This is a genomic window from Allobosea sp. 05T439, from assembly GCF_056396005.1.
The window spans coordinates 1-19,544 of the sequence record NZ_JBFTKP010000055.1 but is presented as its reverse complement, the minus strand read 5'-3'; the positions used below and the strand labels follow the sequence as shown (position 1 = coordinate 19,544).

Below are 19,544 nucleotides of genomic sequence, written 5' to 3'. Positions count from 1 at the left end.
TCAGTGTCTCATCGCGGTGGCACCCCGGTCCCAGCAGTCGTCGAGCCGGGGCGAGAGCTTGTGCTTCATGATGCGCTGGCTCGCCGTGCGTTCGAACTCGTCGACGACGGCGATGTAGCGCGGGTTCTGGTAAGGGGCGAGGMGCTTGCCGAGCCAGTTGGACAGCGCCTGGAGATCGATGACCTTGCCGTCGCGCGGCTTGACGAAGAGCTTGATGTCATGCTCGCCGACATCCGCCGCCACGCCGATCATCGCGCAATCCTCGACCGCCTCATGCTCGGCGGCGACATGCTCGACCTCCCAGGCCGAGACGTTCTCGCCCCTGCAGCGCACGCTGTCCGTCATCCGGCCGTGGAAATAGAGGTTGCCGTCGGCATCGAACGAACCGAGGTCCCCGGTATGGAAACCGTCCTCGCGCAACGCCTTCGCCGTCGCCTCGGGATTGTCGAGATAGCCGGGAAAGATCGCGCCTTGGATGCTGGTCTCGATCACGATCTCGCCGCGCTCGCCGGTCGCCACCGGCCTGCCCTCCCCGTCCAGCAGCTTCACCGTGAACCAGGGCATCGGCCGGCCGACCGAGCCGGGCACGCCGGCGACGTTGCAGGTCGTCAGGCTCGAGGCCTCGGTCATGCCGTAGCACTCGCGGATCCCGATGCCGAAGCGGTCGCGGAATTGCGGCCAGATCTCGGGCGGGCAACCGCCGCCCCAGGCGATCCGCACGCCATGCTCGCGATCGAGCGGCGAAGGCGGCTGCTTGAGCAGGATCTGCAGGATGCCGCCGAGATAGTGGATATGGCTCGCGCCCTCCTCACGGACCTGGGCCCAGAAGCGGCTGGCGCTGAAGCGCTCGACCATGGCGAGCGTGATGCCGCGGATCATCGGCAGCGGCAGGAGCTGCGCACCGCCGATATGGTAGAGCGGCTCCCAGACGAAGAAGACCTCGCCCGGCCTTGCGTCGGACAGGCGGCCGACGCTTTCCGCCGCCAGCCGCAACATGCGATGCGAGACGACCACGCCCTTCGGCCGCCCCGTCGTCCCGGATGTGTACATGATGGCAAAGACGGCATCGGCGGAGGGCGCCGGCTCGTCGAAGCGTTCGTTGCGGGCCAGGACGGCGTCGAGTTCGCCGCCGGGCGCATGCAGGAGCTGCGGCAGCGCCGCTTCCGAGGCCATCGCTTCGGCGATCTGCGGTGCCAGTTCGGCATCGGCGACGACGAGGCGCGGCTGCGAATGCGTCAGCAGATAGCGCAGCCCCTCGCCGCGTTGCTGGGCATTGACCGGCACCCAGGCGACACCGGCCCTGGCCAGGCCGAAGACGACGGCGATCGTGGCGATCGAGTTGCGCATCATCACGGCGACCCGGTCGCCCGGCTTGATGCCGCGCGCCCTGAGATTCACCGCGAAGGCGGCGGAGCGCTGCTCGATCCCGGCATAGCTCACCGGTTCGCCGCAGAAGCGCGCATAGACAAGGTCCGGCTCGGCCGCGGCGCGCGCGGTCAGAAGGCCTACAAAGCCGTCATCATCGAAGGAGGTCATGCTCGGTCGCTGGTTCGGTCGATCAGAAAGGAGTGCGGAAGCGTTCCGCGATGAGCAGCATCGTMGTCACCACGATGAAGACGACCACGGAGACCGCTGCCAGCGTCGGGTTGAGCTGCAGGATCATGTCGTCCCACATCTGCTTCGGCAGCGTCGTCTTCACGCCACCCGAGACGAAGATCGCGATGGTCAGCTCGTCGAAGGAGGTGATGAAGGCGAACAGGAAGGCGGCGACGAGACCGCCCTTCACCAGCGGGATGGTGACGCCGGTCAGGGTGCGCAGCCGGTTGGCGCCGAGCGTCGCGGCCGCCTGGTCGAGGCGCTGGTCATAGGTCTTGAGCACGGCGGCGATGGTGACCAGCGTGAACGGGATCGCCAGCACGGTATGGCCGATGACGAGGCCGAGATCGGTCGCGATCAATCCCAGCCGCGCAAAGAGATAGAACAGCCCGACCGCGACGACGATGCGCGGCACGATCATCGGCGCGAGGAAGAGCGCGAAGATCAGCCCGCCCCAGCGCGTGCGGCTGTTAGCCAGCGCCAGAGCCGCGAAGCCGCCGATCGCGGTCGCCGCGAGCGCGGTGACGAAGGCAACCGCGAAGGAGCGGATCGTCGCCTGGATCCAGAGCGGCGAACTGAAATAGGTCTGGAACCAGCTCAGACCATAACCGGGCGGCGGAAATTCGAGGAACTGCGACGAGGTGAAGGCGAGCGGGATGACGAGCAGCGTCGGCAGCACCAGAAAGGCGATGACGAGCCAGCAGAAACCGGGCAGCAGCCCGGCACAGACGCGCTTGCCGAGGAGGGTTTGCGCCAGCCTCGCGAGATGGCCCGACAGGGTGGCGACGGCCGAGAGGATCGCAAGGCCGAGGTCGCGGATGCGACCGGTGCTGACCTGGGCCGAGCCGCCGGCGATGGTCGAGAGCCCGAAGAGCCGATCGTAGATCAGGCAGGAGACCAGGGCTGCCACCAGCATCATCGCCGACAAGGCCCCGGCGAAGGACCAGTTCAGCAGCTCCTGCACCTGCGTGATGATGAGCTGCGCGAGCATCGTCTCCTGCCGCCCGCCGAGGAAGGCCGGCACGATGAAGAAGCCGAGCGAGGAAATGAAGACGAGCAGGCCAGCCGCGGCCACACCCGGCAGCGAGAGCTTGAAATAGACCAGCCAGAAGGCGCGCGCCGGCGCGGCCCCGAGCGTCTGCGCCGCCTGGACGAGGCGCCGGTCGATTCCGGCCATCACCGGGAGCATGGTCATCACCGCCAGCGGCACCATGGCGTGCACCATGCCKACCATGACGCCGAACTGGTTGTGCAGCAGGGGCAAGGGCTCGTCGACGATGCCGGAGCCGGTCACCAGCGAATTGATGATGCCGTTGCGCCCGAGCACGATCATCCAGGCGAAGGTCTTGACGAGATAGCTCGTCCAGAACGGCACCATGACGAAGAGCAGCATGCGGCCGCGAAACATGTTCGGCAGGCGCGCGATCCAGTAGGCGAGCGGGTATCCGATCAGCAGCGACCACAGCGCCGTCCAGCCGGCGATGCGGAAGGTGATGCCGAGCACGCGCAGATAGACATCCGTCGCGGCGATCCGCTGATAGGCGCCGGCCGAGAAGGCCCCGCTCTCCGGATCGACGATGCTCAGGCCGAGCAGTTGCGCAACCGGATAGACGAAGAACACGGCCAGGAACAACAGGCCGGGTACCGCCAGCCAGAGCGCACTGAGGCGCAGCCTGGCCGGGCGCGCGGGCGCGCTGCTGAGGGTCACCGCACTCATGCGACCAGTACCGCCTTGTCGCGCGCCCAGCCGGCGACGATCCTCTCGTCGATCCCGGGCACCACGTCGTCGGGCCCCAGGCGCAGCACGAGCGGGCTGCCGTCGTCGAGCGCGGCGATGACGCGGGTCTCGGAGCCCGCATAGACCACCTCGCGGACGCAGCCGTTCACGGCGTTGCCGTCCTGGGCGCCGAGATGCAGGTTTTCCGGGCGGATGACGAGGGCGGCGTCCTGGCTCTGGCAGCGCGCGCCGCTCGGCAGGGCGAAGCGCCCATGCACCGTCTCGATCGTGCCATTGCCGTCCCAGCGGCCGCGGAAGATGTTGGAGATGCCGATGAAATCGGCCGCGAACGCCGTGCGCGGGCGCTCGTAGATGTCGCGCGGCGTGCCGAGCTGCTCGATCTTCGCATGGTTCATCAGGCAGATGCGATCGGACATCGCGAGCGCCTCTTCCTGATCATGCGTGACATAGACGATAGTGGCGCCGCTCTCGCGGTGCAGCCGCTTGATCTCGATCTGCATGTGCTCGCGCAGCTTCTTGTCGAGTGCGCCGAGAGGTTCGTCCATCAGGATGATCGAGGGTTGGTAGACGAAGCAGCGCGCCAGCGCGACGCGCTGCTGCTGGCCGCCGGACAATTCGCGCGGGAACCGCCCGGCGAGATGGCCGAGATGCACCATGTCCAGCGTCGCCGCGACACGGCTTGCGACCTCCGCGCTCGCGCATCCCCGCATCTTCAGCGGAAAGGCGATGTTCTCGGCCACGGTCAGGTGCGGGAACAGCGCATAATGCTGGAAAACGAGCCCGATATCACGCTGGTGAACCGGCGTGGCCGACTGGTCGCGGCCGTCGATCACCACCCGCCCCTCGCTCGCCTCGACCAGCCCGCAGATGAGCTGCAGCAGGGTGGTCTTGCCGGAGCCCGAAGGCCCCAGCAAGGTGAGGAACTCGCCCTCGGCGACGCTGAGCGAACTCGGCTCGAGGGCGGTGGTCGCGCCGTAGCGCTTGCACAGGCCCTCGACGACGAGCTTGGCCGTCTTCGGTTGGGTCGCGGTCATGCCTGCGCTCGTCGCCATCGGATCAGGCCAGGAGCCAGGAGTTGAAGCGTTCGGTGACCTTGGAGCGATTGGCGCTCCACCAATCCTCGTTGGCGATGGCCATCAGCTTCAGATTCTCCGGCGAGGTCGGCAGGACCTTGGCGCGCTCGGCGGGAATCGTCTGATAGGCGTMGAGATTGGTCGGGCCGTAGGCGAGAACCTCGGTGAAGACGGCCTGCGCCTTGGGGTCCGAGCAGAAGCGGATGAACTGGCGGGCGACATCGGCCTTGGGTCCGCCCTTCGGCAGGCCCCAGCCCTCGATCGAATAGAGCCCCTGGTTCCAGACGATCTTGGCGGGCGTACCGCCGTCGATCGCGGCCTGCAGGCGCGCGTTCCAGCCCGGCAGCATGTCGACCTCGCCGCTTTGCAGCAGCTGTGTCGACTGCGCGCCGCCTGTCCACCAGACCGCGACATGCGGTTTGATCTTGTCGAGCATCTTGAAGGCCCGGTCGATATCGAGCGGGTAGAGCTTGTCGAGCGGCACACCGTCGGCAAGCAGCGCCTGTTCGATCGTGTCGATCGGGTTCTTGCGCAGGGCGCGGCGGCCCGGGAACTTCTCGACATTGAAGAAATCGGCCCAGCTCGCCGGGGCGTTCTTCACCCGGTCGGTGCGGTAGGCGAAGATCGTCGAATAGACATCCGTCCCCATGAACTCGGGCGAGATCGCTTCCGGCATCAGCCTGGGCACATCGGCATGCGCGAAGCCGATCGGATCGAGCAAGCCCTGCGTCTTCAGGATATCGCGCGCCGAGAGCGTCAGCGTGCAGACATCCCAGGTATAKGACTTGGTCTCGACCATCGCCTTGAACTGGGCGGTGGGCTCCGCTTCGCGGGCGACGTTGACGACCTTGTTGCCGGTCGCCTTCTCGAAGGGGTCGTAGAAGGCCTTGCGGAAAGCCGGCCCGAACGGCCCACCGGGGTCGGCGACCGTGATCTGCGTGGCGGCACGCGCCGTGCCGGTGAGATAAGGTGCTGCAAGCGCGCCCGCAGCTGCGCCGCCCGCCAGTTGCAGCAGGGTGCGCCGCGTCGGCTTCGTCATCGTGTTCGTCATCTTCATCTCCCCTTTTTCAGCGGTTTTCCGCATGTCCCCGTAGGTGATCAGATCGTCAGGCCCGCCATCCCGTCAGGCGCGTGGTTCCGTCAGGCGCTTTTGCGTGCAGCCCGGATCGCCAGGAATTGCTCCATCATCCGGGCCGGCTCGCCCGTGCCGTAGGCCTCGCGCTGGTTGCGGATGCCGGCAACCAGGCACTCGCGGAAGCTTGCCTCGGTTACCTCGCGGAAGCGGGCCTTGTTGAGGCGCATGGCGACGGGCGGCTTGCCGGCCAGCTCCTGCGCCAGTGCAAGGGTCGCCTCCATCACCTTGTCCTTCGCCACGATCCGGTTGATCAGGCCGATCCGGAAGCATTCGTCGGCATCCATCATCCGCCCGGTCAGGGTCAGGTCGATGGTGCGGGCGATCCCGATCATCTCGCGCATGATCCAGGGGCCGGTCACCGAGGCGATGCCGGAGTTGATCTCCGGCTGGCCCATCGTGACGCCGGCATGGCCGATGCGCAGATCGCAGAGCAGCGCGACCTGGAAGGCCGACCCCGCCGCCACGCCGTTCAGCGCCGCGACGAGCGGCTTCGAGAGCGAGCGGATCCGGTCGTAGAGCCGCTCCCACTCGCCCATCCACAATTCCGCGCGGTCGGGATCGAAGGTCTTGGTCTCGTTGAGATCCTGGCCGGCCCCGAAGGCGCGGTCGCCGGCGCCGGTGAGGATGATGGCGCGCACCGCCTCGTTGGCTTCGAGCTCGTCGAGCCCCTCGACGAGGCGGGAGCGCATCGGCGCGTTCCAGGCGTTGAGTATCTCCGGGCGATTGAGGGTCAGGATGCCGACAGCGCCACGCAGTTCGACCAGAACAGAGTCCTTCATACCGCTCTCCGATGAATGTTTATTGTTATGCGATAACTTCTATTGAATAATCTGCGCGAAAGGCTCACCTTGTCAAGGCCATTGGCCACGGCCATTGATTGAGCGAGGAGAACAGCCCCCGATGACGATGCCGGAAGCGACACAGAACGGCCGCAGGAAAGCGGCGGCACCAGCCGATCAGGCCGGGCGCAAGGACGATGCGCTGATGGTCAACTCGGTCGAGAAGGCCTTCCGGGTGCTGTCCGCCTTCGGCCGCCAGCACCAGACGCTCAACCTGTCACAGGTCGCCTCCGAGACGGGGATGGATGTCAGCGCCGCGCAGCGCTTCACCCACACGCTGACCAGGCTCGGCTATCTCCGCAAGGATGCGCAGACCAAGCGCTTCGAGCTGACCGCGAAGACGCTCGACCTCGGCTATCACTTCGTGCGCAGCAGCCGTCTTCTCGACCGGGCGATGCCCTATCTCATGCATCTGAGCAAGGAGACGGAGGAGACGGTCAACCTCACCGTGCGTGAGGGAACCGAGATCATCTTCGTCTCGCGCTTTCTCAGTCGCCACGTGCTGAACACCGACGTCATCATCGGCACGCGGATGCCGGCCTATTGCACCGCGCCGGGCATCGCCATGCTCTCGCGCCTGCCGGAGGACGAGGCGATGGCGATCATCGACGCCTCCGACCTCCAGGCCCACACGCCCTCGACGACCTGGCAGCGCGATGCCCTGCAAGCGAAGCTGCGCCAGGCGGCGGCGCAGGGCTACGCCACCGCCTTCGAGGAGGTCTATCTCGGCGACGCCTCGATCGCCGCGGTGATCGTCGATCATCACGGCCGTCCGGAGGCCGCCGTGAACATCGCCACCTCGACCTCGCGCTATAGCCATGCGGAGGTCGTCTCCCGGTTTTCCTCCCTGGTCATCGCCACCGCGCACGCGATCTCGCGCGTCTGAACCGCAAGCACGAGGCGCTTGACGGTCGACGCGTGTTTTATCAATATTCGAAAACTATTATCGCATTGAAATAACCCTTGGACCCCGCATGGACGCTCCGAAGGCCCAGTTCCGCCGCGTGGCAGCCCGTACCGGGCCCCCCGCGACGCTCAGCTTCGACGGCACGACCATCCGGGCGACGAGTGGCGACAGCGTCCTCGCCGCGCTGCTGGCGAACGGCGCGCTGCTCCGCCGGCTGGAATTCGGCGGCGAGCCGCGGGCCGGCTTCTGCCTGATGGGGGCCTGCCAGGATTGCTGGGTCTCGAGCGCTGAAGGCGGCAGGCTCAGGGCCTGCACCACAAAGGTCGCCGACGGCATGGTGCTGTTTGCCGAACCGCAGCCTGTGGCTGGCGCCCATGGCTGACATCGTCATCATCGGCGCTGGCCCGGCCGGCATCAGCGCAGCCGAGGTGCTTTGCGCACAGGGGCTGCGGCCCATCCTGATCGACGAGGGCGCGCGGGCGGGCGGGCAAGGCTATCGCCGGCCGGCCGATGATCTCGCGCTCGACATGACCAGGCTGATGGGTTCGGAGGCCGGGAAATACGTTGCGTTGCATCGCCGCTTCGCGGCCTTGCGCCCGAAGATCGATTACCGCCCGCGGACGCTGGTCTGGGCCATCGACGGCAACCAGCTGCATCTGCTGCGCGACGAGCGGGCCGAGACGCTCGCTTTCGACTGGCTGCTGATCGCCAGCGGCGCGATGGACCGGGTGGCGCCCCTGCCCGGCTGGACCCTGCCCGGCGTGTTCACGCTCGGCGGCGCCCAGGTCGCGCTGAAGGATCAGGGCTGCCTGATCGGAAGCCGCGTCGCCTTCCTCGGCTCGTCGCCCCTGCTGGCGCTGGCGGCGAAGCAGTATCGCGACATGGGCGCGCAGATCGCCGTGATCGCCGATACGACGCCCTTCGCCGCCAAGGCCGCCACGATCCCGGCCCTGCTGCGAGCGCCCCGGACGCTGCTGCGGGGCATCTGGTACATGGGCGCGTCCCTCCGCGCCGGCACCGAGATGCTGCACGGCGTGACGCCGATCGCCGTCGAGGGCGCGGACCGCGTCGAGGCTCTGGTGCTGGCCGATGCGCGTGGCCGCGAACGCCGCTTCGCCTGCGATGCCGTCGCGCTCGGCTACGGCCTGAAGCCCGAGACGCAACTGGCCGACCTGGCGCGGGCCGAGTTCGCCTATGACCCGGATTTCCGGCTGCACCTGCCCAGGATCGACAGCCTGGGCCGGGCGAGGCCGGGCCTCTACCTCGCCGGAGACGGGGTGCGGATCGGCGGCGCCGACGCGGCCGAAGCGAGCGGCGCGCTCGCCGCCCACGCGATTCTCGCTGATCTCGGCCATCCGCAGGATAGCGAGGCGGTGCGGCGGCTGGCACGGCAGGTCGAGCGCCTGCGTGCTTTCCAGCTCGGGCTGGCGCGCGCCTTCGCCTGGCCGGCGGCGCAGATCGCCGTCCTGCCGGATTCCGTGACGCTGTGCCGCTGCGAGAACGTGACGGTCGGCGAGGTGCGCGCGGCGATGGAGAAGGAGCTCGGGCCGATCGAGGTCAACCGGGTCAAGGCGATGACGCGCTGTGGAATGGGCCGCTGCCAGGGCCGGGTCTGCGGCCCTGCCCTGCAAGAGATCGTGGCGGCGAAGAGCGGGCAGGATGGCGCTTGCGCCGGGCGGCTGCGCGGCCAGGCCCCGGTCAAGCCGATTGCGCTCGCGGCAGCCGGGGATGCGGCATGAGCGAGCGCACGAGCGATGTCGCGATCGTCGGCGGCGGGCTGATCGGCGCCTGGACCGCCTTCTTCCTGGCGCGGCGCGGGCACAGCGTGACCGTGATCGAGAAAGGCCTGGTCGGCGCCCAGTCGAGCGGCGTCAACTTCGGAAACCTGCGGCTTCAGGGCCGCTTTCCCGGGCAGTACCCGCTGTCCCTGCGCTCCCAGGCCCTCTGGGAGGATTTCGATGCCCTGATCGGCGAGGAGTGCGAGTTCGAGCAAACCGGCCATCTCTATCTCGCCTATGACGAGGCGGAGCAGGCCAAGCTCGAGGGCTATGCCGGGGTCTCGGAATCCTACGGGCTGGCGATCGAGCGGGTCGGACCTGCCGAGCTCCGGCGGCGCTGGCCCTGGCTCGGCGAACGGGCCGTCGCCGCCACGTTTTCGGCACGCGACGCCACGGCCAATCCCAGGATCGCGACGCCGGCCGTGGCGCGGGCCGCGGCCAGGCTCGGCGCCGTCATCCGCGAGAACACCCGCGTCACCGCCGTGGATCGCGCGGGCGACGGCTTCGCGCTGACGCTCGCCGATGGCGCGCGGCTGAGCTGCGGCGCGCTCGTCAACTGCGCCGGAGCCTGGGCGCTCGACATCGCGGAGCGGTTCGGCGAGACCGCGCCGGTCTTTCCGGCCGGCCCGCCGCAATTCGTGACGGAGCCGTTTCCCTACGCGATCGGGCCCTCCGTCCAGGCGATCGACGGGTCGGTGATCTTCCGGCAGATCCCGCGCGGCAACATCATCCTGGCCGGCTATCCGCGCACGGCGGCCGATCCGGAGGCGAACCGGGCCCCCGTCCCTCCCGCCAAGACGCTGGCGGCGATGCGGGCGCTGGCGCGTGTCGCGCCGATGCTCGCGCATTGCCATGTCATCCGCGTCTGGTCCGGCATCGAGGCCTATCTGCCAGACATGATCCCGGTGATCGGGCCGAGCGAGACGACCGCCGGGCTGTTCCATGCCTTCGGCTTCTGCGGCCACGGCTTCCAGATCGGCCCCGGCGTCGGATTATGCCTCAGCGAGATGATCGTGGACGGCGCGACGCAGACGCCGCTGGAGCCCTTCTCGATCGGGCGCTTCCGCCAGGCAGCCACCGTCAGCGAGAAATTCCGCAAGGAGTTCGACTGACGCCCTCAAAGCGCGCTGCCGATCCTGCGGAAGCCCGCCAACGACCAGCACGGGCTGGCGGTTTTCCGGGATCATGGGCATGACCGGGATCGGCCGGGAGCTGCTCATCGCGGCCGCCGCGCGGCCGAGATCGCCGGGGATCTTGCCAGTCGATGTTGCCAGTCGATGTTCCCTCGGATCTTGCCCTTGTATCCAAGCGACAGGGACAGGCGCGGTTCCGTCGCGGCACGGATGATCGCCTTCGTCGCCTGGTCGCCCGCCCCCCCCTGAGAGAGCCATCGGAGCCTCTATTCGTCGGGGGCGCAGCTATGTTGCGGCTCTGGTAGCGGGTCTTGCGCGAGTGTGCGCGCAGCGCCTTCCGGCGCCACGCGAAGCCACGCGTCTCTCAGATTGCCGGTCGAAAAACAGCGAGCAGGATGGGGCTCGCCGCCGAAGACGTGCCGCTGCGATGCGTTAAAGGATCGGCCCGAAAAGTGGATTGCGGTTTTCGGGGCAAAGCCGATGCTAACACAAAAGGTTAGATCATCGGGGCGGATACGATGTCCGGTCCGATGAGCTAGCGAGCGAAAACCCGGTGTGGCATGGCCTGCGCGAGGCCCATGGCGCGCTGCAGATGGTCCTTCACATGCACTTCGGCCAGTGCGGCGTCGCCGGCGAGGATGGCGCGCGCGATGGCGCGATGCTCGGCCAGCGAAGCGGCGATGTTCTCGGCCTTCAGTGTTCCCGCCAGCTGATACATCAGGACAGGGAGCCGAAGCTGCCGCGTCAGCTTGAGCAATTGCTCGTTGCCGCTCGCCGCGACGACCGCATCGTGAAACTGATGGTTTTCGTCGATATATTCAGCGCCCGGAGGGCGCGGGTGCTCGTCCCAGATCGCCTCGATCTCCCGCTCGAACCGCGCTTTCGTCACCGGATCGGCCATCGCTTCCGCAGCCAGCCGGGCAGCGAGGGTCTCCAGGCCGAGCCTGATCTGGAACAGCTCCTTCATCTCGCGCAGGGTCAGGCGGCGCACGAGGGCGCCGCGATGCGGCACGATCTCAAGAATGCCCTCCGCGGAGAGGCGTCGAAAGGCCTCGCGTAGCGGCCCCCTGCTGACCCGCAGATCGCGCGTCAGGTCGGCTTCGATCAGGCGTTGGCCCGGCGCATAGCGCCCCTGGAGCACACCGGCGCGCAAATGATCAAGGACGTATTCGACGGTTCCGCCGCGCGCCGGGCCTTCGGCGTTCTCGGGCTCCGGCAGAGCGCTGGCGAGGTGGGTGTCGAGTGTCGTCATGACGATCTGCCTATCAGCAGGAAACCCGGTTGACAACGTTTCGACCTGCAATATTGTCCTACAAACTTAAAAGACAAAACAAGCCGAAAGCGGCGAAGAGGAAACGCCTGTCCCCCATCCGGGACTGATCGCACGGCTCTCGCCGCTGCGCGGCTTTCGCTTCGCCTCGTGCTGGCTGCGGCAGGAGGAGCGACATGTTGATTGGCAAGGCCGGCCCGGCCATCACGGGCATCTGTACGTCCACTCCGGACCGGATCGAGATCCGGGGCAGGGACTTCGCCAGCGAGATCATGGGCCATTATGGCTTCACCGATTTCTTCTTCTTCCTGGTGACCGGCGAAAAGCCGTCGGAGCAGCAGCGCTATTTCCTCGATCTTCTCCTCGTCGCGATCGCCGAGCATGGGCTGACACCGACGGCGCAGGCCGCCCGCATGACGCTGGCCGCAGCGCCCGACAGCCTGCAATGCGCCGTTGCCGCCGGAATTCTCGGCTGCGGCACGGTGGTTCTGGGCACGGCCGAGCTGTGCGCCAAGGTGCTCGCCGAAGCCGCTGCCCGGGTCGATGCCGGTGAGGATCCCGATGCCGTCGTCAACGACATCGCCGCCAGGACACGGCGCGAGGGCGGCAAGATGCCGGGCTTCGGCCACCCGATCCATCATCCCGTCGATCCGCGAACCGAGCGGATCTTCGCCCTGGTCGAGGAACGCGGCATTGCCGGTCGCCATCTCGACCTCCTGAAGCGGATGCGCAGCGCTGTCGCCACGGCATGGGGCCGCCAGATGCCGCTCAACGTCTCCGGTCCGATCGCTGCCGTGCTGATGGACCTCGATTTCCCGCACACGATGATCAAGGCCGTGCCGATCCTGGCCCGCACCGCGGGACTTCTCGGGCATCTCGCCGAGGAACAAAAGCGCCCGATCGGCTTCATTCTCGCGCACCACGCCGAGGAAGCGATCGCCTACGACCCCACGATGTAAGCGAAGGACCGGGACATGCTCCAAGAGCCCGATATCGAGACACTTCCCTGGCCCGAGCAGCGCGCGCTTGACGACCGCCTCTATCGCGAACAGGTCGGCTATCTCTTCGAACACTCGCGTTTCTTTCGCGACAAGCTGCAGGCGAACGGCTTCGCGACGCCGGAATCGGTCGGCGGGCTCGACGACATCGAAGCCCTGCCCCTKACCGAGAAGGATGAATTGCGGCAGAGCCGCAGCGAGGCCCATCCGATCGGGACGCATCTCGCAGCGCCCCTGGAGGAGGTGGTGCGCATCTTCTCCACCAGCGGCACGACCGGGATTCCAAGCTATATTCCGCTGACCGCAGGCGACCTGGAAAACTGGGTCCGAACCTCCGCCCGCAGCTACGGCGCCAGCGGCCTGAGCAAGGGCGAGCGCGTCATCTCGACCTATAATGCCGGGCCGTTCGTCGCCGGCGCCGCACTCGATTCCTTCCCCCGCCTCGGCCTCTGCCACATCCCGGTCGGGACCGGGAATACCGAGCGGCTGCTCGCCGCCGTGAAACTGCTCAAGCCGCAGATCCTCGCCTGCACCCCGTCCTATGCGCTGCATCTMGCCGAGATCGGCGAGGCGCGCGGGCTCGACCTGCCCAATAGCAGCATCAGGCGGATCATGGTGGCCGGCGAACCCGGCGGCGGCGAGCCGGCCATGCGCGAGAAGCTCGAACAGGCCTGGAATGCCAAGGTCACCGAGGCGATGGGGATCGGCGATATTTCCGTCTCGCTCTGGGGCGAGTGCGAGCAGCAGCAGGGCATGCATTTTTCCGGCCGCGGCTTCGTGCATTTCGAGCTGATCGATCCCGAGACCGGCAAGCAGGTTCCGCAGACCGACGGCGCGACCGGCGAACTCGTCTACACCCATCTCAGGCATCGCGGCGCGCCGCTGCTGCGCTTTCGCAGCCGCGACCATGTCGTCCTGCGCACGGGGGCCTGTTCCTGCGGCCGCACGTCGCCGCGGGTGCGCTGCATTGGCCGGACCGACGACATGCTGATCGTCCGCGGCGTGAACGTGTTTCCCTCGGCGATCCGCGAGGTCGTCAACCGGTTCGCGCCCGCCGTCACCGGCGTGGTCTCGGTCCGCCCCTCCGCGAAGGGCGTCAAGCAGGCACCGCCGCTCAAGGTCGTCGTCGAGCTTGCCGAAGGCGAGACCGCCTCGGATGGTCTGCGCGAGAAGATCGAGAGCGATATCCGCGCCACGCTGGTGGTGACCACCACCGTGCACCTCGCCCCGGCCGGCACGCTGCCGCGCAGCGAGTACAAGTCGCGACTGCTCGATTTCTCCGAAGCGTCGACGGAGACGGTCGATGACTGAGGCGCTCTGCGTGGAGGACAGGCGGACATGACCGCGTCGATCGTCCAGGCGGTTCTGCTGTCGCTCTGCGTGGCCGGCCTCTACGCGGCCGTGGCGGCCGGGCTCACGCTCACGGTCGGCGTGACGCGCATCATCAATTTCGCGCATGGCGAATTCGTCATGCTCGGCGCCTTCCTAACCTATTGGCTCTATACCGGCTACGGCCTGTCGCCCTGGCTGGGCATGCTGGCCTCGGGCGTCGCGCTCGGCCTGTTCTCCATCCTGGTCTATCGCGGCTTCCTGGCCCGCGTGCTGAAGCAGGACGAGCACAATCAGCTTCTGGCGACGCTCGGCCTGTCCATCCTGATCCTCAATATCGCGATCATTCTGTGGTCGCCGGATGCGCGGGTGATGCAGGCGCCGGCGCTGTTGCCCTCGCTCCAGTTCGCAGGCGTGACCATTCCCGGCAACAATATCGTCGTCGCGCTGGTCGGCCTGCTGCTCTTCCTGGTCATGCTCGGCATCAAGAACCACACCCGCTACGGCACGCAGATGCGCTTCGCCAGCGACGACCCCGTGCTCGCCATGCATGCTGGCATCAATGTCGACCGCGTCTTCGAGCTGTCATTCGCGATCGGCGGTGCGGCCGCCGGCATCTCCGGCGGGCTCGTCGCGCTCGTGCTTTACGTTCAGCCGACGGTCGGCGTCGACCTCGTCATCCGCGCCTTCGCGATCATCGCGCTCGGCGGCCTCGGCAATATCCCCGGCGCGCTGATCGGGGCGGCCATCCTCGCCCTGATCGAAGGCCTGATCAGCACCTTCGTATCGGGAGGCGGCAGTTGGGGCTTCGGCGTCTCCTTCCTGGTTCTGCTGCTCGTCCTCCTGGTGCGCCCGAGCGGCCTGTTCGGCAAGCAGGTGCAGGCATGAGTTCCGGTCTTCCCGCACGGCTCGCCCTCTATGCGGCGATTGCGGCGCCACTCCTGCTGATCGCGGCCGCGGATCGGCCCTTTCTGGTTCAGGTCGCGATCGGCACGGCGATCTCGGCCATCCTCGCATTGGCCTGGGATATCCTGTCCCGCACCGGCCAGGTCTCGCTCGGCCACGCCGCCTTCTTCGGCATCGGTGGCTATGGCTCGGCCTTGCTGACGCCCGTGCTCGGCCCCGTGCTCGGCTGGACCGTTGGTATCCTGCTCTGCGGCGTGGTCGCCTTGCTGCTGGGCGCAGTGACGTTGCGCCTGCGGCGGCTCTATTTCACCATCGCGACCCTGTCCTTCAGCCTGTCGATCCATGTCGTGATCTTGGTCACGCCGGGGCTGACGGGCGGCTCGACCGGCATCATGCCGCCGGTCATCGCGGGTGGATCGCCGCCGCTGCAGCTCCTGTTCATCACCGGCTGCCTGGTCGCGGCCGCCATCGTCAGCGACATTTTCCTCGGCAGGCGCTTTCGTCCGGCCTTCTTCATGATCAGGAACAATCCCGATCTCGCGGCTGCCTCGGGTGTGCCTGTCACGCGGCTGAAAATCCTGGCCTTCGTCGTCTCCGGGATGGTCGCGGGCCTCGCCGGTGCCTGCTATTGCGGCCTCTACGGATACGTCATTCCCGACGATGTCTTCACCACCAACTGGAACGTCCTGCCGCTCGCCGTGACCATCCTCGGCGGCATGGACACGACGCTCGGCCCGCTGGTCGGCGCCGTGGTGCTGCGTCTGCTCGAAGAGGTCGCGCGTCATGTCGTCGGCKGCGTCGGCTATCAGGTCGTCTATGGCGCCGTCATCATCCTGTTCATCGTCGGCATGCCGGAGGGGCTGGTGGGCTTCGTCCGGCACCGGCTGCGGCGGCGTCGGCCCAGGTCAGGGCAGGCGCAGACCAAGCCGAGGCTCGCATCATGACAGCGATCAGCGTMGAGACATGCACCGTCGCCTTTGGCGGCCTCAAGGCGATCGACGAGGTGACGCTGGACGTGCCCGGCCAGGCGATCACGGCGCTGATCGGGCCGAACGGGTCGGGCAAGAGCACTTTCGTCAACATGGTCTCCGGGCAGATCCCGCCGCGCACAGGCAAGATCAGCCTCGGCGGCGAGCCGATCAACGGGCTGCGTCCCGACCTGATCGTCCATCGCGGCTTGGCGCGGACCTATCAGGTTCCGCGCGTACCGAAGGAACTGACCATCGAGGAGGTGATCTCGGTCCCGCTGACCTATGCGCGTTCCGGCCGCGCCCTGCCCGGCGGCGCGCGCAGCGCCGGCGATCTCGCCCGCTATTGCGGCCTGCGTCCCGCGGTCGGCACGCGCTGCGGCCAGCTCTCGGTCTCGGATCTGCGAAGGCTGGAGATCGCCCGTGCCCTCGCCTGCCGCCCCACGGTTCTCCTGCTCGACGAGGCCATGGCCGGGCTGAGCCTGGAGGATACCGACCAGGTGATCGGCCTGGTTCGCGAGATCCATGCCTCTGGCGTCACGGTCGTGGTGATCGAGCACGTCATGCGCATCATCGCGCGTCTGTGCGGCCATGCCATCGTCCTCAATCAGGGCCGGCTGCTCGCACAGGGCAAGCCCCAGGACGTGCTGCAGGATGCCAGTGTCCGGGAAGCCTATCTGGGCAAGGGGTTCTCGCTGTGAACCGGTTCGAAGTCTCCATCGAGAAGGCGGGTTACGGCGAGCTCGTCGTCCTGCCCGGCCTGTCGCTCGCGGTCTCGGGCGGCGAGCTCCTGGTCCTGCTCGGTCCCAACGGGGCCGGCAAGACGACCGCGCTGCGCGCGCTCATCGGCACGGTCGAGACGGGGCGGCGCAGCCTCAGGCTTGACGGCCTGGATCTGTCCGGGCTGTCGCCCTGGCAACTCGCGCGCGCCCGCGTCGCCTTCGTTCCCGACGGCGCACGCTGCTTCGCCAATGCCACGGTCGAGGAAAACCTGCGCGGCGCCTTCGAGGCCCTCTCGCCGCGAGCGGCCGCTGGCGAGCGCGAGCGTCTCTTCGAGACCATCTTCGCGCTCTTTCCCATCCTGCGCGAGCGCGCCGGGCAACTCGCCGGTTCGATGAGCGGCGGGCAGCGCCAGATGCTGGCGATCGGGCGCGCGCTGATGATCGAGCCCCGCGTGCTGGTGCTGGACGAGCCCTCGGCCGGGCTGGCGCCCAAGCTGGTCGAGGAATTGTTCGAGGCGCTCGGGCGCGTCAAGGCGGCGAGTGGCTGCGCCATCGTGATGGCGGAGCAGAACTTCGCCGCCGCCATGAGCGTCGCAGATACGTGCCTCGTGCTCGACGAGGGGCAGGTCGCCCTGACCGGGACGATGCAGGACATGGCCGGCAACGAGAAACTCAGGATCGCCTATCTCGGATTTTAGCCTGAGAACCCAAGCGAAGACCTGCCGTCTGCGAGCAGGCGAATTCAGGGAGGAAAGCACGATGTGGACCAAGTTGAGAGGCCTCGTGGCGGGCGCCATGCTCGCAGGGACGGCAATCGCCGCGCCCGCATTCGCACAACAGGCGCCGATCAAGATCGGCGTGCCGCTGCCGCTGACCGGTGCGCTCGCCGGTGGCGGCACCCAGATCCTCTGGGGCATTCAATACGCCGCCGACGAGATCAACGAGGCGGGCGGGTTGTTCGGCCGCAAGATCGAGCTCGTCATTGAGGATACCAAGGGCGAGCCCAATACCTCGGCCAGCATCGCGGCGAAGCTCGCGACGCAGGACAAGGTCGACGCCTTCGTCGGCGGCTTCGGCAGCACCTCGGATTTTGCGCTGCTCAGCGCCGTGCAGCGCTACGAGCCGATCTTCATCCATCCAGGCTCGTCCTCCGTCCGGCTGGAGGAGACCTTCGGCAAGAACGATTGGTACCACCACGTCTACATCTGGGACTACCATCGCCAGAAGGCTGCGGTGAACTTCTTCAAGAGCATTCCGGGCGTAAAGACGCTGGCCATCGCCTATGAGGACAAGCTCTACGGCACCGACGGCGCCAAGTTCACCCAGCAATACGCCAAGGAAGCCGGCCTGGAGGTGGTGATGAACGAGCCCTTCCGTGCTGGGACGCCGGATTTCTCGCCGATCCTCAACCGGGCCAAGGGCCTCAACCCGGACATCCTCTTCCTGATCGGCTATTCCGGGGACAATCTCCAGATCGCCCGGCAGGCCTTGCAGCTCGGCATCAAGCCGAAGCTGCTCGTCACTCAGGGCGCCGGCGAGAAGCGCTMCGATTTCGGCCCAGCCGGCGACAATGTCGTCGTCGTCGATCTCTGGTCGGCCAAGCAGACGACGCCGGGCCTGGCAGAATGGGTCAAGAAAGCCGAGGCGAAGCGTGGCGGCGAAGTCGTGTCGAGCGCGGTGCAGGGCTACGTCGCCATGCAGACCTTGCGCGATGCAGCCAAGGCGGCCGGCTCCTGGGACCGGGCCAAGATCCTGGCCAATCTCGGCTCCACGACCTTCGACACGCCCTATGGCAAAGTCGCCTACACGGCCTCGGAGATGGGGGGCAAGCACCAGCTCATCACCGACGCGAGCATGATCGCCGTGCAGTACAAGCCCGACGGGGGCCAAGAGGTCGTCTGGCCGGCCGAGAAGGCCGCGGCCAAGATCACCTACCCCGCGCAATAGAACCCGGCCCAAGAGAGCCGGGCGCAAAGAGAGCCCGGCCAATGCCATCGTCCCGGCCGCCGTCGCAGGCGGCCGGCCCCGCGTCAGCAGGAATCACCCATGCCCGAGACATTTTCCGAACGCCTGAGCCGGCCCGGGCTGATCGTCGCGCCGGGCGTCTATGACCTGGTTTCGGCMAAGCTCGCCGACCAGGCCGAATTCGACGCGCTCTACATGACAGGCTTCGGCGTCGTCGCCTCCCATCTCGGCTATCCCGATGCCGGTCTGGCGACCTATACCGACATGGTCGGGCGCGTCCGCCAGATCGCCGAAGGCACCGCGACGCCGCTCATAGCCGATGGCGACACCGGCTATGGCGGCCTGCTCAATGTCGACCATACCGTTCGCGGCTACGAGGCGAGCGGCGCCCAGGCGATCCAGCTCGAAGACCAGGAATTCCCCAAGAAATGCGGCCATACTCCGAGCCGCCGGGTGATTCCGCTCAAGGATGCCGTCCGCAAGATCAAGGTCGCGGCCGATGCGCGCTCGTCGCCCGCGTTCAAGATCATCGCCCGGACCGATGCCCGCACGGCGCTCGGCCTGGACGAGGCACTGCGCCGAGGAGAGGCCTTCCTGAAGGCCGGCGCCGATATCCTGTTCATCGAATCGCCCGAAAGCGTCGAGGAAATGGAGCGGATCGGCCGGACCTTCGACGCCCCGCTGGTGGCGAACATGGTCGAGGGTGGCCGCACGCCGATCCTGAGCCGCGCGGAGTTGGAGGGGCTCGGATACAGGATCGCGATCTACCCGGTTGCCGGACTGCTCGCCGCCGCGAGCGCGCTGCAGGCGGTTTTCGCGCATCTCAAGTCGACCGGCTCGACGCGAAATTGGGATGGCCAGCTCTACCCGTTCACTGAATTCGTCCACATGATCGGCTTCGAGCGCGTCTGGGCGTTCGAACGAGCGCACGCAGAAGACGGGGAGAGCTGACGTCAGAGATCGAAGCCACCGATCGCTCGCCATCTTTGCGTGCCGGATACGCCAGAACCTGACCTTGGCTCAGCGATGTCAGCTATGGGCCCCGTGCCCTCGCGGAAGGTTCTCTCCTGCCCCCGCGTCCGCGACGCGTCCCGGCGCTCGATCTGGACGGAGAGGCTGAAGTCAAGCGCGCCGGAGCAGCGGCCACTCAGGGTGATCCTCGTTTCCCCCTGGTCGTGGCTGAAGCT

The 19,544-nt window shown here is 67.4% G+C and carries 18 protein-coding genes; 12 read left to right on the top strand and 6 right to left on the bottom strand.

The features are described 5' to 3' along the window. The 5 genes from AC1DIO_RS32115 to AC1DIO_RS32095 form a co-directional block, all read right to left on the bottom strand. Window positions 1-1,536 (bottom strand): class I adenylate-forming enzyme family protein, encoded by a 1,536-nt coding sequence (locus AC1DIO_RS32115; protein ID WP_476854676.1) that lies wholly within the window; start codon window positions 1,534-1,536, stop codon window positions 1-3. A 22-nt stretch (window positions 1,537-1,558) separates the two neighbouring features. Further along, window positions 1,559-3,313, bottom strand: a complete 1,755-nt coding sequence (locus AC1DIO_RS32110) for an ABC transporter permease subunit (protein ID WP_476854675.1) — start codon at window positions 3,311-3,313, stop codon at window positions 1,559-1,561. Beyond that, a complete protein-coding gene (locus AC1DIO_RS32105) occupies window positions 3,310-4,368 on the bottom strand; it encodes an ABC transporter ATP-binding protein (RefSeq protein WP_441508714.1) in 1,059 nt (352 codons plus the stop codon). The genes AC1DIO_RS32110 and AC1DIO_RS32105 overlap by 4 nt, the downstream gene beginning before the upstream one ends. Before the next feature lie 22 nt (window positions 4,369-4,390). After that, window positions 4,391-5,458 (bottom strand): ABC transporter substrate-binding protein, encoded by a 1,068-nt coding sequence (locus AC1DIO_RS32100; RefSeq protein WP_476854674.1) that lies wholly within the window; start codon window positions 5,456-5,458, stop codon window positions 4,391-4,393. 89 nt (window positions 5,459-5,547) lie between these two features. Next, window positions 5,548-6,321: an enoyl-CoA hydratase/isomerase family protein gene (locus AC1DIO_RS32095; RefSeq protein ID WP_476854673.1), complete on the bottom strand. Its 774-nt coding sequence runs from the start codon at window positions 6,319-6,321 to the stop codon at window positions 5,548-5,550. Between the two features lie 121 nt (window positions 6,322-6,442). Between AC1DIO_RS32095 and AC1DIO_RS32090 the strand changes: the two genes are divergently transcribed. The 4 genes from AC1DIO_RS32090 (at window position 6,443) to AC1DIO_RS32075 (ending at window position 10,178) form a co-directional block, all read left to right on the top strand. Further along, window positions 6,443-7,267, top strand: coding sequence for an IclR family transcriptional regulator (locus AC1DIO_RS32090; RefSeq protein ID WP_441492782.1), 825 nt, complete (start codon window positions 6,443-6,445; stop codon window positions 7,265-7,267). Between the two features lie 88 nt (window positions 7,268-7,355). Then, window positions 7,356-7,670 carry a (2Fe-2S)-binding protein gene (locus tag AC1DIO_RS32085; RefSeq protein ID WP_476854672.1) on the top strand — a complete coding sequence of 105 codons (315 nt, stop codon included), beginning with the start codon at window positions 7,356-7,358 and terminating at the stop codon, window positions 7,668-7,670. Beyond that, on the top strand, window positions 7,663-9,027 hold the full coding sequence (locus AC1DIO_RS32080; RefSeq protein WP_476854671.1) for an FAD/NAD(P)-dependent oxidoreductase: 1,365 nt from the start codon (window positions 7,663-7,665) through the stop codon (window positions 9,025-9,027). Before AC1DIO_RS32085 ends, AC1DIO_RS32080 begins: the two co-directional genes overlap by 8 nt. Next, window positions 9,024-10,178: an NAD(P)/FAD-dependent oxidoreductase gene (locus tag AC1DIO_RS32075; protein WP_441508720.1), complete on the top strand. Its 1,155-nt coding sequence runs from the start codon at window positions 9,024-9,026 to the stop codon at window positions 10,176-10,178. Before AC1DIO_RS32080 ends, AC1DIO_RS32075 begins: the two co-directional genes overlap by 4 nt. A 556-nt stretch (window positions 10,179-10,734) precedes the next feature. On the opposite strand, the gene AC1DIO_RS32070 is transcribed toward AC1DIO_RS32075, so the two are convergent. After that, window positions 10,735-11,451, bottom strand: a complete 717-nt coding sequence (locus AC1DIO_RS32070; protein ID WP_441492778.1) for a GntR family transcriptional regulator — start codon at window positions 11,449-11,451, stop codon at window positions 10,735-10,737. Window positions 11,452-11,645: 194 nt separating this feature from the next. Here AC1DIO_RS32070 and AC1DIO_RS32065 point away from each other — a divergent pair, with 194 nt between their 5' ends. From AC1DIO_RS32065 to AC1DIO_RS32030, 8 genes are all read left to right on the top strand, one after another. Further along, window positions 11,646-12,428: a citryl-CoA lyase gene (locus AC1DIO_RS32065; protein WP_441507219.1), complete on the top strand. Its 783-nt coding sequence runs from the start codon at window positions 11,646-11,648 to the stop codon at window positions 12,426-12,428. Between the two features lie 15 nt (window positions 12,429-12,443). Next, on the top strand, window positions 12,444-13,778 hold the full coding sequence (locus tag AC1DIO_RS32060; protein ID WP_476769502.1) for a phenylacetate--CoA ligase family protein: 1,335 nt from the start codon (window positions 12,444-12,446) through the stop codon (window positions 13,776-13,778). 27 nt (window positions 13,779-13,805) lie between these two features. Then, complete coding sequence (locus AC1DIO_RS32055; RefSeq protein ID WP_441492775.1) at window positions 13,806-14,684, top strand: branched-chain amino acid ABC transporter permease; 879 nt, start codon at window positions 13,806-13,808, stop codon at window positions 14,682-14,684. Beyond that, window positions 14,681-15,646, top strand: a complete 966-nt coding sequence (locus tag AC1DIO_RS32050; RefSeq protein ID WP_476854670.1) for a branched-chain amino acid ABC transporter permease — start codon at window positions 14,681-14,683, stop codon at window positions 15,644-15,646. Before AC1DIO_RS32055 ends, AC1DIO_RS32050 begins: the two co-directional genes overlap by 4 nt. Then, the gene (locus tag AC1DIO_RS32045) at window positions 15,643-16,371 is read left to right on the top strand and encodes an ABC transporter ATP-binding protein (RefSeq protein ID WP_441492773.1); all 729 of its coding nucleotides are present in this window, start codon (window positions 15,643-15,645) and stop codon (window positions 16,369-16,371) included. Before AC1DIO_RS32050 ends, AC1DIO_RS32045 begins: the two co-directional genes overlap by 4 nt. Next, on the top strand, window positions 16,368-17,090 hold the full coding sequence (locus AC1DIO_RS32040) for an ABC transporter ATP-binding protein (protein WP_441507216.1): 723 nt from the start codon (window positions 16,368-16,370) through the stop codon (window positions 17,088-17,090). Before AC1DIO_RS32045 ends, AC1DIO_RS32040 begins: the two co-directional genes overlap by 4 nt. Before the next feature lie 61 nt (window positions 17,091-17,151). Beyond that, the gene (locus AC1DIO_RS32035) at window positions 17,152-18,339 is read left to right on the top strand and encodes an ABC transporter substrate-binding protein (RefSeq protein ID WP_476854669.1); all 1,188 of its coding nucleotides are present in this window, start codon (window positions 17,152-17,154) and stop codon (window positions 18,337-18,339) included. 99 nt (window positions 18,340-18,438) lie between these two features. Next, window positions 18,439-19,308 carry an isocitrate lyase/PEP mutase family protein gene (locus AC1DIO_RS32030; protein ID WP_476854668.1) on the top strand — a complete coding sequence of 290 codons (870 nt, stop codon included), beginning with the start codon at window positions 18,439-18,441 and terminating at the stop codon, window positions 19,306-19,308. Window positions 19,309-19,544 lie beyond the last annotated feature (236 nt).

Coding starts and splice junctions, on each gene's coding strand:
- AC1DIO_RS32105 (WP_441508714.1), bottom strand. CDS start 4,368: ATGACCGCGACCCAACCGAAGACGGCCAAGCTCGTCGTCGAGGGCCTG.
- AC1DIO_RS32095 (WP_476854673.1), bottom strand. CDS start 6,321: ATGAAGGACTCTGTTCTGGTCGAACTGCGTGGCGCTGTCGGCATCCTG.
- AC1DIO_RS32090 (WP_441492782.1), top strand. CDS start 6,443: ATGACGATGCCGGAAGCGACACAGAACGGCCGCAGGAAAGCGGCGGCA.
- AC1DIO_RS32085 (WP_476854672.1), top strand. CDS start 7,356: ATGGACGCTCCGAAGGCCCAGTTCCGCCGCGTGGCAGCCCGTACCGGG.
- AC1DIO_RS32080 (WP_476854671.1), top strand. CDS start 7,663: ATGGCTGACATCGTCATCATCGGCGCTGGCCCGGCCGGCATCAGCGCA.
- AC1DIO_RS32075 (WP_441508720.1), top strand. CDS start 9,024: ATGAGCGAGCGCACGAGCGATGTCGCGATCGTCGGCGGCGGGCTGATC.
- AC1DIO_RS32070 (WP_441492778.1), bottom strand. CDS start 11,451: ATGACGACACTCGACACCCACCTCGCCAGCGCTCTGCCGGAGCCCGAG.
- AC1DIO_RS32065 (WP_441507219.1), top strand. CDS start 11,646: ATGTTGATTGGCAAGGCCGGCCCGGCCATCACGGGCATCTGTACGTCC.
- AC1DIO_RS32055 (WP_441492775.1), top strand. CDS start 13,806: ATGACCGCGTCGATCGTCCAGGCGGTTCTGCTGTCGCTCTGCGTGGCC.